This is a genomic window from Burkholderia latens, assembly GCF_001718795.1.
In the GTDB taxonomy this organism is placed as follows: domain Bacteria; phylum Pseudomonadota; class Gammaproteobacteria; order Burkholderiales; family Burkholderiaceae; genus Burkholderia; species Burkholderia latens_A.
Genome location: NZ_CP013435.1, coordinates 23,553 through 37,736 on the forward strand (window position 1 = coordinate 23,553; position 14,184 = coordinate 37,736).

General features: G+C 66.7%; 15 protein-coding genes. 9 read left to right on the top strand and 6 right to left on the bottom strand.

Going from position 1 to position 14,184, the window contains the following annotated elements; genetic code table 11:
* Nucleotides 1-23: 23 nt before the first annotated feature.
* Complete coding sequence (locus WK25_RS00100) at nt 24-1,148, bottom strand: murein transglycosylase A (protein ID WP_226209368.1); 1,125 nt, start codon at nt 1,146-1,148, stop codon at nt 24-26.
* A gap of 28 nt (nt 1,149-1,176) precedes the next feature.
* Between WK25_RS00100 and WK25_RS31990 the strand changes: the two genes are divergently transcribed.
* Nucleotides 1,177-1,320 (top strand): hypothetical protein, encoded by a 144-nt coding sequence (locus WK25_RS31990; protein WP_226209366.1) that lies wholly within the window; start codon nt 1,177-1,179, stop codon nt 1,318-1,320.
* Nucleotides 1,321-1,339: 19 nt separating this feature from the next.
* Here WK25_RS31990 and apaG read toward each other — a convergent pair whose 3' ends face one another.
* On the bottom strand, nt 1,340-1,714 hold the full coding sequence (gene apaG, locus WK25_RS00105; protein WP_069240776.1) for a Co2+/Mg2+ efflux protein ApaG: 375 nt from the start codon (nt 1,712-1,714) through the stop codon (nt 1,340-1,342).
* Between the two features lie 176 nt (nt 1,715-1,890).
* On the opposite strand from apaG, the gene rpe reads away from it, so the two are divergent.
* The 8 genes from rpe (at nt 1,891) to WK25_RS00145 (ending at nt 9,238) form a co-directional block, all read left to right on the top strand.
* Complete coding sequence (gene rpe / locus WK25_RS00110) at nt 1,891-2,577, top strand: ribulose-phosphate 3-epimerase (RefSeq protein WP_040143278.1); 687 nt, start codon at nt 1,891-1,893, stop codon at nt 2,575-2,577.
* 19 nt (nt 2,578-2,596) lie between these two features.
* Nucleotides 2,597-3,352: a phosphoglycolate phosphatase gene (locus WK25_RS00115; RefSeq protein WP_069241899.1), complete on the top strand. Its 756-nt coding sequence runs from the start codon at nt 2,597-2,599 to the stop codon at nt 3,350-3,352.
* Between the two features lie 356 nt (nt 3,353-3,708).
* Nucleotides 3,709-5,202 (top strand): anthranilate synthase component I, encoded by a 1,494-nt coding sequence (trpE, locus tag WK25_RS00120; protein ID WP_040143277.1) that lies wholly within the window; start codon nt 3,709-3,711, stop codon nt 5,200-5,202.
* A 13-nt stretch (nt 5,203-5,215) separates the two neighbouring features.
* Nucleotides 5,216-5,815 carry an aminodeoxychorismate/anthranilate synthase component II gene (locus tag WK25_RS00125; protein WP_040143275.1) on the top strand — a complete coding sequence of 200 codons (600 nt, stop codon included), beginning with the start codon at nt 5,216-5,218 and terminating at the stop codon, nt 5,813-5,815.
* A 13-nt stretch (nt 5,816-5,828) separates the two neighbouring features.
* Nucleotides 5,829-6,860 carry an anthranilate phosphoribosyltransferase gene (trpD, locus tag WK25_RS00130; RefSeq protein WP_040144868.1) on the top strand — a complete coding sequence of 344 codons (1,032 nt, stop codon included), beginning with the start codon at nt 5,829-5,831 and terminating at the stop codon, nt 6,858-6,860.
* Nucleotides 6,861-6,889: 29 nt separating this feature from the next.
* Nucleotides 6,890-7,675, top strand: a complete 786-nt coding sequence (gene trpC, locus WK25_RS00135) for an indole-3-glycerol phosphate synthase TrpC (protein WP_069240777.1) — start codon at nt 6,890-6,892, stop codon at nt 7,673-7,675.
* Complete coding sequence (locus WK25_RS00140; protein ID WP_069240778.1) at nt 7,675-8,301, top strand: CYTH domain-containing protein; 627 nt, start codon at nt 7,675-7,677, stop codon at nt 8,299-8,301. Before trpC ends, WK25_RS00140 begins: the two co-directional genes overlap by 1 nt.
* A 13-nt stretch (nt 8,302-8,314) precedes the next feature.
* Nucleotides 8,315-9,238, top strand: a complete 924-nt coding sequence (locus tag WK25_RS00145) for a uracil-DNA glycosylase (protein ID WP_040143270.1) — start codon at nt 8,315-8,317, stop codon at nt 9,236-9,238.
* A 115-nt stretch (nt 9,239-9,353) separates the two neighbouring features.
* Here WK25_RS00145 and WK25_RS00150 read toward each other — a convergent pair whose 3' ends face one another.
* The 4 genes from WK25_RS00150 to WK25_RS00165 all read right to left on the bottom strand — a co-directional run bounded on the left by WK25_RS00150 (nt 9,354) and on the right by WK25_RS00165 (nt 14,016).
* On the bottom strand, nt 9,354-9,950 hold the full coding sequence (locus WK25_RS00150) for an FMN-dependent NADH-azoreductase (RefSeq protein WP_059545371.1): 597 nt from the start codon (nt 9,948-9,950) through the stop codon (nt 9,354-9,356).
* Between the two features lie 144 nt (nt 9,951-10,094).
* On the bottom strand, nt 10,095-11,894 hold the full coding sequence (locus tag WK25_RS00155) for a M61 family metallopeptidase (protein ID WP_069240779.1): 1,800 nt from the start codon (nt 11,892-11,894) through the stop codon (nt 10,095-10,097).
* Between the two features lie 124 nt (nt 11,895-12,018).
* Nucleotides 12,019-12,747 (bottom strand): DsbC family protein, encoded by a 729-nt coding sequence (locus WK25_RS00160; protein WP_040143264.1) that lies wholly within the window; start codon nt 12,745-12,747, stop codon nt 12,019-12,021.
* A 90-nt stretch (nt 12,748-12,837) separates the two neighbouring features.
* Complete coding sequence (locus tag WK25_RS00165) at nt 12,838-14,016, bottom strand: UbiH/UbiF family hydroxylase (protein ID WP_069240780.1); 1,179 nt, start codon at nt 14,014-14,016, stop codon at nt 12,838-12,840.
* Nucleotides 14,017-14,184 lie beyond the last annotated feature (168 nt).

Consider the following 14,184-nt stretch of genomic DNA (forward strand, 5'->3'; position numbering starts at 1 on the left):
ACGAGCACCGGCGCCGCGTCGCTTCACGAATTCGGGAACAGCAGCCACATCCGGCCGACCTGCTTCATGCGCCCGGCGAGATCGCCGGCGTCATCGCCGAGTCCCCAGAAATAGTCGGCGCGCACGCCGCCCTTGATTGCCGAGCCCGTATCCTGCGCGAACACGAGACGGTTCATCGGCGTGTTCGTCAGCGGACGCGTGGTCTGCAGGAACACGGGCGTGCCGAGCGGGATCGACGACGGATCGACGGCGATGGAACGCTCGGGCGTGAGCGGCACGCCGAGTGCGCCGATCGGGCCGTCCGCGCCGCCATGCGGTGCGTCTTCCTTTGTCGGCATGTCGCGGAAGAATACGAAGCGAGGGTTCGTGTCGAGCAACGCGTCGACGCGCGTCGGGTTCGCCTTCGCCCACGCCTTGATCCCCTGCATCGTCGCCTGCGCGGGTGTGAGCTCGCCGCGATCGAGCAGCCATTTACCGATCGAGCGATACGGCTGATTGTTGGTGCCGCCGAAGCCGACGCGCATCACCGAGCCGTCGTCGAGCAGCACGCGCCCCGAGCCTTGCACCTGCAGGAAGAACGCCTCGATCGGATCGTCGACCCACACGAGTTCGTTGCCGTTCAGGATGCCGGAGCGCTCGAGTTGCGCGCGCGCGGGCAGCGGCGCGCCGGCACGATAGCCGGCCGGCCAGCGGTACAGCGCGTACTGGTACGGGCCGCGCCGCACGCGCGAGCCATGCAGCAACGGCTCGTAATAGCCGGTCACGAGCCCGTCGAGCGTGCCGTCGGTGTTCGCCAGCTGAAACGGCGTGAAATACGCTTCGAAGAATGCGCGCGCGCTGCTGACGTCGAGTTCGTCGAGGCGGTCGGCGGCCGCGCACGCGCGCTGCCATGCCGGCTGGCGCGCGAGTCGCGCGCAGTTCTGCCGCAGCGCCGCCGTCGCGCCGATCAGCGAATCGTCCTGCCAGCCCGGCACCTGCTGCCAAGCGACCGGCGTCAGCCGCTTTGCGGCGAGCTGGCCCGGCACGATCGCCGCGCCGGTCGGCGGTTTCAACGCCGACGTTCGAGTCGGCGCGCTGCCGCACGCGGCCAGCAGCGCGGCAGCTGCCGCCGCGGCAACCCAGCCGGCCAGCCGGGGCCCAAACCACATACAATGTCCGTTCTTGATGGAAACCGCCATGTCAGATTTTCTCGACCAATATCCGATGCTCATCTTCGCGCTCGAGGCTTTCGTAGCGCTTGCCCTGCTGATCTTCATCGTCGTGTGGACGTCGTCGGGCAGGAAGAAGCACGCTCGAGGCAACGACCGCAAGCTGCGCTGATCGCCGCCGCCCGCTCAACTCAATGCAGCGTGCGCGGCATATGCAGCGCGAACTCGTCGACGGGCGCCTCGAACCGCTCTCCATCCTCCGCCACGCAGAAGTACGCGCCGCGCATCGTGCCGACCGGCGTCGCGATCACGGCCCAGCTCGTGTATTCGAACTGTTCGCCCGGCTGCAGCAGCGGCTGGTGCCCGACGACGCCGAGCCCCTTCACTTCCTGCACGTGGTTTTCGCTATCCGTGATGATCCAGTGACGCGCGATCAATTGCGCCGCGACCTGCCCGGTGTTGCGGATGTTCAGCGTGTACGCGAATGCGTATTGACGCCGATCGGGGTCGGATTGTTCCGGCAAGTAGGTGGTTTTCACCGAAACGGTGAACTGATACTGACTCATGGTGTTTCCGTTCTAGGTAACCGCTCGCGCCGACTCGGGCAGCCGGGCCGCGGTGCGCCGCATTGGTTCGGCATTCTATGCGGAATCGGGCCGCTACCGCACTGCCCGTCGCCGCGAAGCGGATCGCCGGACGGTAGAATGGCGGTTTTGCGCCGCAGCGTCCCCGCTCTCCTGTCATGACTCAATTCCGCATCGCTCCCAGCATTCTGTCGGCCGACTTCGCACGGCTCGGTGAAGAAGTCCGCAACGTGGTCGCCGCCGGCGCCGACTGGATCCACTTCGACGTAATGGACAACCATTATGTGCCGAACCTGACGATCGGCCCGCTCGTCTGCGAGGCGATCCGCCCGCACGTGCAGGTGCCGATCGACGTGCATCTGATGGTGCGTCCGGTCGACCGGATCGTGCCCGATTTCGCGAAGGCCGGCGCGAACCTGATCAGCTTCCACCCGGAAGGATCGGATCACATCGACCGTACGCTGTCGCTGATCCGCGATCATGGCTGCAAGGCCGGGCTCGTATTCAATCCGGCCACGCCGCTGAACTATCTCGACCACGTGATGGACCGCCTGGACTTCGTGCTGCTGATGTCGGTCAACCCGGGCTTCGGCGGCCAGTCGTTCATCCCGGAAACGCTGAACAAGCTGCGCGAAGCGCGCGCACGCATCGATGCGTACATGGAGCGCACCGGCCGCGAGATCCTGCTCGAGGTTGACGGCGGCGTGAAAGCCGACAACATCGCGGAAATCGCTGCCGCCGGCGCGGACACGTTCGTCGCCGGCTCGGCGATCTTCGGCAAGCCCGACTACCGCAAGGTGATCGACGAGATGCGCGCCGCGCTCGCCACCGTCGAGCGGAGCTGACACCGTGGCCGGTTCGTCGCTGGTCGATTCCTCCATTACCGGCCGTGCCGCGGCCGAAGCCGCCGGCCCGATCCGTTTCGCGGCGCCGCGCATCGACGCCGCGCTGATCGACCTGGACGGCACGATGGTCGATACGGCCGATGATTTCACCGCGGGGCTGAACGGGATGCTCGCGCGGCTCGGTGCGCCGGCGACGTCGCGCGACGAGGTGATCGGCTACGTCGGCAAGGGCTCCGAGCATCTGATCCACAGCGTGCTGAAGCCCCGCTTCGCGTCCGACGAGGCGCACGCGCGCTTTGACGATGCGCTCGCGATCTATCAGGCCGAATACGCGAAGATCAACGGCCGTCACGCGCGCCTCTATCCCGACGTCACCGCCGGGCTCGACGCGTTGCGCGCAGCCGGCATCCGGCTCGCGTGCGTGACGAACAAGCCGCATCGCTTCGCGGTCGAACTGCTCGGGCAGTACGGGCTGCTCGATCGCTTCGGCATCGTGCTCGGCGGCGACAGCGTCGCGCGCAAGAAGCCCGATCCGCTCCCGATGCTCACCGCATGCGACGCGCTCGGTGTCGCCGCGAACGCGGCGGTCGCGATCGGCGACTCCGAAAACGATGCGCTCGCGGGCCGTGCGGCCGGGATGGCGACGCTGACCGTGCCGTACGGCTACAACCACGGCAAAGCTATACAAACGATAAATTCGGATGGTATAGTCGATTCGTTGCTGGTCGCAGCACGCGCGATTGCTGCGCACAACGCCGGCCGGCCAACCATCTGATTATTTCTTCCATCCGCATGTTTCTGAATAAAAAACGGAGTCTGAGCAGCATCGACCGGGGAGCCTGGCCCTGGCGTCGCTGGTCGCGCTAACCTCTTCGATGAGGTACGCTGAAGCACGTCTTCAGCGCCGTTTTTTATCTCGCTGCGCATCCGCGCCGATCGTCGCACCACCTTGAGTTGTACCGCGTCCGAACGCTTGCGTTCAGGTCCGGCCGCAGGCTCGCGACGTTCACGCCCGGAGTGCCGGCCGGCAACAGGCACTTCTCGATCGACCGCCCTTTCGCCGACGGCCACGCGTGCAGCGTCAAGTGATCCCTGGCGCACTCCGCCGCTCGTCCCGAACAGGACCGGAACATGACCGAACTCGAATTCCAATCGCTTGCGAACGAAGGCTACAACCGCATCCCGCTGATCGCGGAAGCACTCGCCGACCTCGAAACGCCGCTGTCCCTCTACCTGAAGCTCGCCCAGCCCGAACGCGCGGGCGCCAACTCGTTCCTGCTCGAGTCGGTGGTCGGCGGCGAACGCTTCGGCCGCTATTCGTTTATCGGCCTGCCGGCCCGCACGCTGGTGCGCACCCGCAACGGCGTGTCCGAGGTGGTGCGCGACGGCCAGGTCGTCGAGACGCACGACGGGGATCCGTTCGAATTCATCGAGTCGTTCCAGGCGCGCTTCAAGGTCGCGCAGCGCCCGGGCCTGCCGCGCTTTTGCGGCGGCCTCGCAGGCTATTTCGGCTACGACGCGGTGCGCTACATCGAGAAGAAACTCGCGAACACCGCGCCGCGCGACGACCTCGGCCTGCCGGACATCCAGTTGCTGCTCACCGAGGAAGTCGCGGTGATCGACAACCTCGCCGGCAAGCTCTACTTGATCATCTATGCGGACCCGGCCCAGCCGGAGGCTTACACGAAGGCCAAGCAGCGCCTGCGCGAGCTGAAGCAGCGCCTGCGCACCACCGTGCAGCCGCCCGTCACGTCGGCGAGCGTGCGCACCGAGACGTTTCGCGAGTTCAAGAAGGACGACTACCTGGCTGCCGTGCGCCAGGCGAAGGAATACATCGCGGCCGGCGAACTGATGCAGGTGCAGGTCGGCCAACGGCTGACGAAGCCGTACCGCGACAATCCGCTGTCGCTGTATCGCGCGCTGCGTTCGCTGAATCCGTCGCCGTACATGTATTACTACAACTTCGGCGATTTCCACGTGGTCGGCGCATCGCCGGAAATTCTCGTGCGCCAGGAAAAGCGCGGCGACGACCAGATCGTCACGATCCGGCCGCTGGCCGGCACGCGCCCGCGCGGCAACACGCCGGAGCGCGACGCCGAACTCGCGACCGAGCTGCTGAACGACCCGAAGGAAATCGCCGAACACGTGATGCTGATCGACCTCGCGCGCAACGACGTCGGCCGCATCGCGGAGATCGGCTCGGTGCAGGTCACCGACAAGATGGTGATCGAAAAGTACTCGCACGTTCAGCACATCGTCAGCTCGGTCGAAGGCAAGCTCAAGCCCGGCATGACGAACTACGACGTGTTGCGCGCGACGTTTCCGGCCGGCACGCTGTCCGGCGCGCCGAAGGTGCGCGCGATGGAGCTGATCGACGAGCTCGAGCCGATCAAGCGCGGACTGTACGGCGGTGCGGTGGGCTACCTGTCGTTCTCCGGCGAGATGGATCTCGCGATCGCGATCCGCACCGGCCTGATCCATAACGGCAACCTGTACGTGCAGGCGGCGGCCGGCGTCGTCGCCGACTCGGTGCCCGAATCCGAATGGCAAGAGACCGAGAACAAGGCGCGCGCGGTGCTGCGTGCGGCCGAACAGGTCCAGGACGGCCTCGATAGCGACTTCTGACCGGAGACTGACCATGCTGCTCATGATCGACAACTACGACTCGTTCACCTATAACCTGGTCCAGTACTTCGGCGAACTGGGCGAGGACGTACATACGTACCGCAACGATGAAATCACGCTCGACGAGATCGCGCGCCTGAACCCCGACACGATCTGCCTGTCGCCCGGCCCGAGCAACCCGCAGCACGCGGGCATCACGCTCGACGTGCTGCGCGAATTCGCTGGCAGGAAGCCGATCCTCGGCGTGTGCCTCGGCCACCAGGCGATCGGTGAAGCGTTCGGCGGCCGGGTCGTGCGCGCGAAGACCATCATGCATGGCAAGGTAAGCCGGATCGAAACCGACTGCCGCGGCGTGTTCGCCGACCTGCCGAAGCATTTCGACGTCACGCGCTATCACTCGCTCGCGATCGAACGCGAATCGCTCCCCGACTGCCTCGAAGTGTCGGCTTGGACCGACGACGGCGAGATCATGGGCGTGCGTCACAAGACGCTGCCGGTCGAAGGCGTGCAGTTCCACCCGGAGTCGATCCTCTCCGAGCACGGCCACGCGCTGCTCGAGAATTTCCTCAAGCAGCATCGCGCAGCGGCCCATGCCGCCGCACCGGCCGCGTGACGGGAGACGCACGATGACGATTACCCCGCAGGAAGCGCTGCAACGCACGATCGAGCACCGCGAAATCTTCCACGACGAGATGCTGCACCTGATGCGGCTCATCATGCGCGGCGACATGTCGCCGGTGATGGCGGCCGCGATCATCACCGGGCTGCGCGTGAAGAAGGAGACGATCGGCGAGATCGCCGCAGCCGCGACGGTGATGCGCGAATTCGCGAACCACGTCGACGTCCAGGACAACTCGAATTTCGTCGACATCGTCGGCACGGGCGGCGACGGCTCGCACACGTTCAACATCTCGACCGCGTCGATGTTCGTCACCGCGGCGGCCGGCGCGAAAGTCGCGAAGCACGGCAACCGCGGCGTGTCGAGCAAGTCCGGCAGCGCCGACGTGCTCGAGGCGCTCGGCGTGAACATCGACCTGCAGCCGGACCAGGTTGCCGCGTCGATCGCCGAAACGGGCATGGGCTTCATGTTCGCGCCGAACCATCATCCGGCGATGAAAAACATCGCGGCCGTGCGCCGTGAACTCGGCGTGCGGACGATCTTCAACATCCTCGGCCCGCTGACCAATCCGGCCGGCGCGCCGAACCAGCTGATGGGCGTGTTCCACCCCGACCTCGTCGGCATCCAGGTGCGCGTGATGCAGCGGCTCGGCGCGCAGCACGTGCTGGTCGTGTACGGCAAGGACGGGATGGACGAAGTGTCGCTCGGCGCCGCGACGCTCGTCGGCGAATTGCGCGACGGCAACGTGCACGAATATGAGATCCATCCGGAGGACTTCGGCCTTCAAATGGTGTCGAACCGCACGCTGAAGGTGGAAAATGCCGAGGAATCGCGAGCGATGCTGCTCGGTGCGCTGGACAACCAGCCGGGTGTCGCACGCGAAATCGTCACGCTGAACGCAGGCACGGCGCTCTACGCGGCCAATATCGCCGAATCGATCGCCGACGGCATCCAGCTCGCGCGCGAAGCGATCGCGAGCGGCAAGGCGCGCGCGAAGGTCGACGAACTCGTGCGCTTTACGCAGCAGTTCAAGCGCTGACTCCATTTACGAATCAAGCAGGAACCCACATGAGCGACATTCTCGACCGAATCATCGCCGTCAAGCGCGAAGAAGTCGCGGCGGCCATGCGCAGCACGCCGCTCGAGGCACTGAAACTGGAAGCATCGGCGCGCGACCTGCGCGACTTCGTCGGCGCGCTGCGCGCGAAGCAGGCGGCCGGCGACGCGGCGGTAATCGCTGAAGTGAAGAAGGCAAGCCCGTCGAAGGGCGTGCTGCGCGAGCACTTCGTGCCGGCCGACATCGCGCGCTCGTATGCGGCGCACGGCGGCGCGTGCCTGTCGGTGCTGACCGACGAACAATTCTTCCAGGGCAGCGTCCGCTATCTGCAGGAAGCGCGCGCGGCCTGCGCGCTGCCGGTGCTGCGCAAGGACTTCATCGTCGACGCGTACCAGATCCTCGAAGCACGCGCGATGGGCGCCGACGCGATCCTGCTGATCGCCGCCGCGCTCGACACGCCGCTGATGCAGGAACTCGAAGCGTATGCGCACTCGCTCGGCCTTGCCGTGCTGGTCGAGGTTCACGACCGCAACGAGATGGAACAGGCGCTGACGCTGAAGACGCCGCTGCTCGGCATCAACAACCGCAACCTGCGCACGTTCGAGACGACGATCCAGACCACGCTCGACATGCTCGACATGATTCCGGCAGACCGCATCGTCGTGACCGAGTCGGGCATCCTGTCGCGCGCGGACGTCGACACGATGCGCGCGGCGAACGTGAACGCGTTCCTCGTCGGCGAGGCGTTCATGCGCGCCGACCAGCCGGGCGAGGAACTCGCGCGGATGTTCTTCTGATGGCGATCGAAAAGGAAATCAAGCTCGCGCTGCCGGCCGGCCAGACGGACGCCGCGCGCCGCTTCTTCGAGACGCTGACCGGTGAAGCCGGTGAGGTCATCGCGCTCGCGAACGTCTACTACGACACGCCCGACCTGGCGCTGGCGCGTTCGAAAAGCGCGGTGCGCGTGCGCCGCACGCCGCACGGCTGGCTGCAGACCTTCAAGACGGTCGGCAGCGCGGAGGCCGGCCTGCATCGCCGCCACGAATGGGAGTTGCCGATTGCCGGCGACGCGCTCGAAGTCGATGCGCTGGTCGCCGCGTGCGACGTGCCGGAGGCCGCGGCTGCGCTGCGCGAGGCGGCGCCCGCACTGCACGCGCTGTTCCGGACGGATTTTTCGCGTACGCTGTGGCGTATCGCGATCGGCGGCGCAACCGTCGAAGCCGCGGTGGACGTCGGCGAGATCGTCGTCCACGCGGAACACGATACGCGCCGCGAACCGATCAGCGAAATCGAACTCGAACTGATCGACGGCCCGGACGCAGCGCTCGCAACACTCGCCGCCGAACTGCAGCAGGCGCTGCCGGGCCTCACCCCCGAAAACATCAGCAAGGCGCAGCGCGGCTACCGGCTGCGCGCGCGATAAACCCGCATCACGCATGGCAACCCGCAAGACTCTCCGGACGCCGCAACAGGCGTCGCTGTTCGACGATCCCGTGCCGGAAACGGCGCCGGGCGATGTTCCCGCGCCGGCACCCGCGCCCGCCGCAGCCGCCGCAACGGGCCGCAAGCCCGCAACGAAGCCGGCGGCTGCCGGCGCTGCTTCCGCCGCCCCGCAACCCGCCAACGCTGTCACCGCGGACATCCCGCACCTCGCCGCGCAATTCGACGCGCTGCCAGCCGCCTGGCGCGACGTGCTGAAGCCCTTCGTCGACAGCGACGCCTACGCGCCACTGTGCCGCTTCGTCGACGACGAGCGCGCGGCCGGCAAAACGGTCTACCCGACCGACGTGTTCCGCGCGCTGCGCCTGACCAGCCCGGACGACGTCAAGGTCGTGATCCTTGGCCAGGATCCGTACCACGGCGACGACCGCGGCACGCCGCAGGCGCACGGCCTCGCGTTCTCGGTGCCGCCGGCCGTGCGCACGCCGCCGTCGCTGCGCAACATCTTCAAGGAAATTGCCGCGAATTTCGGCCATGACACACCGCGCCACGGCTGTCTCGACACGTGGGCACGCCAGGGCGTGCTGCTGCTCAACACCGTGCTCACCGTCGAGCGAGGCGCGGCCGCGAGCCACGCAAAGCGCGGCTGGGAGCAATGCACGGACACGCTGATCCGCGAACTTGCCAACCGCCATCGCGGGCTCGTGTTCATGCTGTGGGGCGCGCACGCGCAGGCGAAGCGCGCGTTGTTCGATCCGAGCGCCCACTGCGTGCTGGAGGCGCCGCACCCGTCGCCGCTGTCCGCGCACCGCGGCTTCCTCGGTTGCCGTCACTTCGCGCTCGCGAACGACTATCTGGTCGAAGCGGGTCGTGCGCCGATCGACTGGCGTCTGCCTGAAGTCGCCGAGACGCTCGCGTAACGGCGTCGGCCGGGCTTTCATCGGCCCGAAATGCAAAAAAAACGCTGCCCCCTTGTCGGGACGCAGCGTTTTTTTCATCGCGCGATCCAGCGGGTGCGATCCACCCGCATCGGCGTTACACGGCGGCGATCGCTTCGCGCGCGCCGGCGAGCGCGGCGCTCTGTGCGTCCGGGCCGAGGTTCAGGCCTTCCGCGTGGATGAAGCTCACGTCGGTCAGGCCGATGAAGCCGAGGAACGTACGCAGGAACGGCGTCTGGCTGTCGTTCGGCGTACCCAGGTACTTGCCGCCGCGCGCCGTTACGACGTGAACCTTCTTGCCCTTGATCAGACCTTCCGGACCGTTCTCGGTGTAGCGGAACGTGACACCTGCGCGGGCGATCCAGTCGAAATACGTCTTCAGTTGCGACGAGACGCCGAAGTTGTACATGGGCGCGCCGATCACGATGACGTCAGCCGCTTGAAGTTCGGCGATCAGCGCATCGCTCTTCGCGACGATCGCATTCTGTTCCGCGCTGCGCTGGTCGGCCGGCGTGAAGAAGGCGCCGAGCACCGATTCGTCGAGGTGCGGCAGCGCGTCGGCCAGCAGGTCGCGAACCACGACGGTCGAACCGGGGTTCGATTGTTGCAGCTTTGCCGTCAGTTCGTTGGCCAGCAGCGTGGACTGCGCACCTTGCGAGCGTGCCGCGGAATTGATTTGCAGAATGGTCGTCATGTCAGGCTCCAGTTAGGTTGCGCTTGGGTAGCGCGAGTGACGCCATTGTGCGTGGCCGCATGACCGCGAAAAAGCAGGCCCCAGGCGACGGATTGTTGCAACAGCAGAACAATCAACGATCGCGCCCCGAAACCTGCGCCATGCTCAGCCCTTCAGCCAGGCTTCCCGGGCCTTGTACGCGGCGGCCGGTTTCGCGGCGGCCGTGAGCCGGTAGCGCGCCACTTCCGGCCCGTCGAGCTTCAGCTTCGTGATCTGCAATTCGTCACGGCGGAATGCGTGCACTTCGACCTTGTCGCCGGGGCGATAGCGCGCGAGCAGCGTGTCGAGATTCGTGCCGGTGACGCGCAAGCCGTCGAGTGCGATCAGCGTATCGCCGGCCGACAGCCCCGCACGATGCGCGCCGCCGCCTTCGTAGACGGCCGCGAGCGTGCAGTCCGCGCCGCCGCGCACGCGCGCGCCGATCGTCGGCTTCGCGGCCGCGCCCGATGCGACGTCAGGCGTAAGCGTTACACCGAACGGCGCGAGCAGTTCGGCGAGCGGCAGGTCGCGCGTGCCATGCACGGCATCGGCGAACAGGCGGCCGAGCGCGACGCCCGTCGCTTCCTGGATCAGCGTCTCGACCTCGTCTTCCGCGACGCCCGCCGGCTTGCCGCGATAGAAATCGCGGCCGTAGCGCTGCCACAGCAGCCGCATCACATCGTCGAGCGACTTGCGGTTGCGGGTCTGCGCACGAATCGCGAGATCGAATGCGAGTGCGACGAGCGATCCCTTCGTGTAATAGCTGACGATCGCGTTGGTCGCGTTCTCGTCCTGCCGGTAGTACTTGATCCACGCGTCGAACGAACTTTCCGCGACGCTCTGCTTCAGGCGGCCCGTGCCGCGCAGCACGCCGCCGATCGTGCGGCCCAGCGCCGCGAAATATTCGTCCTGCGACATCAGCCCGCTGCGCACGAGCATCAGATCGTCGTAATACGACGTGAAGCCTTCGAACAGCCACAGCAGCGATGTGTAGTTTTCGCGCGCGAGATCGTACGGGACGAATGCGGCCGGCTTGATGCGCTTCACGTTCCACGTGTGGAAATACTCGTGGCTGCACAAGCCAAGATACGTGCGATAGCCTTCCGTCGTTTCCGGTCGGCCCTTCACCGGCAGGTCGGTGCGGTTGCAGATCAGCGCGGTCGATGCGCGATGCTCGAGACCGCCGTAGCCGTCGCTGACCGCAAGCGTCATGAACACGTAGCGCTCCATCGGCGCCTTCTTCGATTTCGGCTCGAACAGCGCGATCTGCGCTTCGCACACGCGCTTCAGGTCGGTGCGCAACCGCTCCATGTCGAGCTGCGTCACGCGTCCGGCGATCACGATGTCGTGCGGCACGCCGTGTGCGTCGAACGTCGCCAGCGCGAATTCGCCGATCGTCACCGGATGGTCGGCGAGTTCGTCATAGTTCGATGCGCGATACGCGCCGAACCCGTAGCGTTTGGTGCCGCGCGCCTCCGGCAGCGACGTGCCGACGCGCCACCCGCGAAATGCCGGGCCGATCGGTTTCGCGATGTCGACTTCGCACGGAGCATCCTCGCGGCCGGCGACGCTCAGAAACACCGCCGTCGCATTGAAGAAGCCGCCCGACCCGTCGAGATACGCGGAGCGAACCGACAGGTCCCACGCGTACACGTCATAGCGCAGCGTCAACGCGCCGTTCACCGGCGCCGCCTGCCACGTATTCTTGTCGGTTTTCGCGATGCGCACCTTGCGCCCGGCGTCGTTGAATGCGGCAAGCGTCACGATGTTGCGCGCGAACTCACGCACGAGATAGCTGCCGGGAATCCACACGGGCAGCGAGAAGCGCTGACCGGCGGGATCGGGATCGGCGACCGTGACCGACACCTCGAACAGGTGCGCGGCAAGATCTTTCGGGGCAATCGAATAACGGATCGGCTGGGTCATCGTGGCTATCGGTCGGAAATCGGGAAGGAAATCGAACGGAATACGGCAGTGGAAACGAAGAGAGGCGCCGGCTGGAATCGCGGGCGCCCCTCGCTGGCCGGGCCATGCGGCCCGGCACGGCCGGTTACTTGCTCGACGCGAGCGCCTGGTTCAGCTGGTCTGCCGACACCGCGCCCGGCAGGCGGCGACCGTCCGGCAGGAAGATCGTCGGCGTGCCGGTGACGTTCATTCCGCGACCAAGCGCGAGATTCTTGTCGAGCGCGGTCGTGTCGCAGGTGCCGGCGCCGGTCGGCACGCGATGGTCGAGCATCCAGCTCTCCCACGTTTTCGCTCGGTCGGTCGCGCACCAGATTGCCTTCGACTTCGCGGTCGAATCGGGCGACAGCACCGGGTACAGGAACGTGTAGACGGTCACGTTGTCGATCGACTGCAGCGTCGTCTCGAGGCGCTTGCAGTACGGACAGTTCGGGTCCGAGAACACCGCGATCCTGCGCGCGCCGTTGCCCTTGACGACCTTGATCGCGTTGGCGAGCGGCAGGCTCGCGAAGTCGATCTTGTTGAGTTCCGACAGGCGGGCGTCGGTGAGGTTCTTGCGCGTCTTGGTGTCGACGAGATCGCCCAGCAGCACGTAGTCGCCTGCTGCGTCGCTATAGATGATCTGCGTGCCGAGATTCACTTCGTACAACCCGGCGACCGGCGATTTCGACACGCTCTTGATCGGCGCGTCGCTGCCGAGACGCGCCTGCAGCGTGGCTTTCAGCTTGTCGGTGGTCTGGTCGGCCTGCGCGGTGCAGCCAAGCGTCGCGATCGTGACGGCCAGCGCCAGCGACGCGATGCGGATCGTTTTTTTCATCCTGTTGTTCCTTCAGCTCAATCGGAGTGCACGTCACAGTGTACGCCGTAACGCGACCCTGTCCGACAGGCCGAGGGCGCGAAGGTTCGATCAGCCGAGCGCGGCCGACACAAGCCAGCGTTTCACGAGCGGCTGCGCGCCGACGAACGCCATGCCCGCGTTGCGCACCGCCTTCGCGAGCGAGCCGGGCACCGCGAACAGGCGCTGCAGCCCGTCGGTCGCGACCATCAGCGCGCGGATATCCTCGCGGCGCGAGCGCTCGTACCGGCGCAGCAGCACCGTATCGCCGAGATTGCGGAAACTCTCCTTGTTCGCGATCGCGTCGGCGAGCGCCGCGACGTCGCGCAGACCCAGGTTCATGCCCTGCCCCGCGAGCGGATGGATCAGGTGAGCGGCATCGCCGACGAGCGCGACGCGCGGCGCGATCAGCTTGTCGACGGTCTGCAGCGCGAGCGGGAAGCCGGCCGCCGGCGTCACGCATTCGAGCGTGCCGACCTGGCCGTGCGACACGCGTTCGACTTCGGCCGCAAGCTGCGCCGGATCGAGCGCGAGCAGTTCGTCCGCGTGCGCGGTGTGCGCGGACCATACAAGCGACACGTGGCCGTCCGGCAGTGGCAGCAGCGCGATGATCTCGCCGTCGTGAAACCACTGGTACGCCGTCTCGCGATGCGGCAGCGACGCCTTGAAGTTCGCGACGACGCCCGTTTGCCGGTAATCGCGCCGGTCGACCTTGGCCCCCATTTGGGAGCGCACCCACGAGTGCGCGCCGTCCGCGCCGACGACGAGGTCCGCTTCGAGCACGTGGCCCGACGACAGTGTGAGCACCGCTGCGTCGTCGCGCACGTCGAAGCCCTGTGCGCGCGCGTCGAACCACGTGAGGTTCGGCTGGAACCGCAGCGCGGCATCGAGCGACGTCTCGATCAGCGACGATTCGGCGATCCATGCGAGTTGCGGCACCGACGCCTGATATGCGGAGAAGTGCAGTTCCGCATGCGCATCGCCGTACACGCGCATGTCGTACACCGGCGCGAGCCGGCGATGATCGAGCGCCTGCCAGACCCGCAGCCGCTCGAGCAACGCCTGCGAGCTGGACGACAGTGCGTAGATGCGCGTGTCGAACGCGAGATCGGCCGGGCGCGGCGCGGCAGGTTGGGCGAGCAACGCGGTCTTGTAGCCGGACTGAGTCAGCGCGAGCGCGGCGGTCTTGCCGACGAGGCCGCCGCCGACCACGGCGACGTCGAAGGTGTGGTGGGCAGTCATGGCGGGCATTATAGCCGCGCGGCGAAGCCCTTACGCGGCCGTACTTTGCGGGAAATCAGCAGAATCGCGGGCGGTCACGGCGACGTCGGCGGGCGTTGCATCGACGCGCGCGGGCGACGGCGGAAACCGGCACGTCGGCACGGTACAATAGCGCCTTTGACGTCGGCCCGCCGCGCC

What these genes read in the sequence shown, in the direction of transcription:
- WK25_RS00100 (WP_226209368.1), bottom strand. Translation starts at nt 1,148, where the DNA reads ATGTGGTTTGGGCCCCGGCTGGCCGGCTGGGTTGCCGCGGCGGCAGCT.
- WK25_RS31990 (WP_226209366.1), top strand. Translation starts at nt 1,177, where the DNA reads ATGTCAGATTTTCTCGACCAATATCCGATGCTCATCTTCGCGCTCGAG.
- apaG (WP_069240776.1), bottom strand. Translation starts at nt 1,714, where the DNA reads ATGAGTCAGTATCAGTTCACCGTTTCGGTGAAAACCACCTACTTGCCG.
- rpe (WP_040143278.1), top strand. Translation starts at nt 1,891, where the DNA reads ATGACTCAATTCCGCATCGCTCCCAGCATTCTGTCGGCCGACTTCGCA.
- trpE (WP_040143277.1), top strand. Translation starts at nt 3,709, where the DNA reads ATGACCGAACTCGAATTCCAATCGCTTGCGAACGAAGGCTACAACCGC.
- WK25_RS00125 (WP_040143275.1), top strand. Translation starts at nt 5,216, where the DNA reads ATGCTGCTCATGATCGACAACTACGACTCGTTCACCTATAACCTGGTC.
- trpD (WP_040144868.1), top strand. Translation starts at nt 5,829, where the DNA reads ATGACGATTACCCCGCAGGAAGCGCTGCAACGCACGATCGAGCACCGC.
- trpC (WP_069240777.1), top strand. Translation starts at nt 6,890, where the DNA reads ATGAGCGACATTCTCGACCGAATCATCGCCGTCAAGCGCGAAGAAGTC.
- WK25_RS00140 (WP_069240778.1), top strand. Translation starts at nt 7,675, where the DNA reads ATGGCGATCGAAAAGGAAATCAAGCTCGCGCTGCCGGCCGGCCAGACG.
- WK25_RS00145 (WP_040143270.1), top strand. Translation starts at nt 8,315, where the DNA reads ATGGCAACCCGCAAGACTCTCCGGACGCCGCAACAGGCGTCGCTGTTC.
- WK25_RS00150 (WP_059545371.1), bottom strand. Translation starts at nt 9,950, where the DNA reads ATGACGACCATTCTGCAAATCAATTCCGCGGCACGCTCGCAAGGTGCG.
- WK25_RS00155 (WP_069240779.1), bottom strand. Translation starts at nt 11,894, where the DNA reads ATGACCCAGCCGATCCGTTATTCGATTGCCCCGAAAGATCTTGCCGCG.
- WK25_RS00160 (WP_040143264.1), bottom strand. Translation starts at nt 12,747, where the DNA reads ATGAAAAAAACGATCCGCATCGCGTCGCTGGCGCTGGCCGTCACGATC.
- WK25_RS00165 (WP_069240780.1), bottom strand. Translation starts at nt 14,016, where the DNA reads ATGCCCGCCATGACTGCCCACCACACCTTCGACGTCGCCGTGGTCGGC.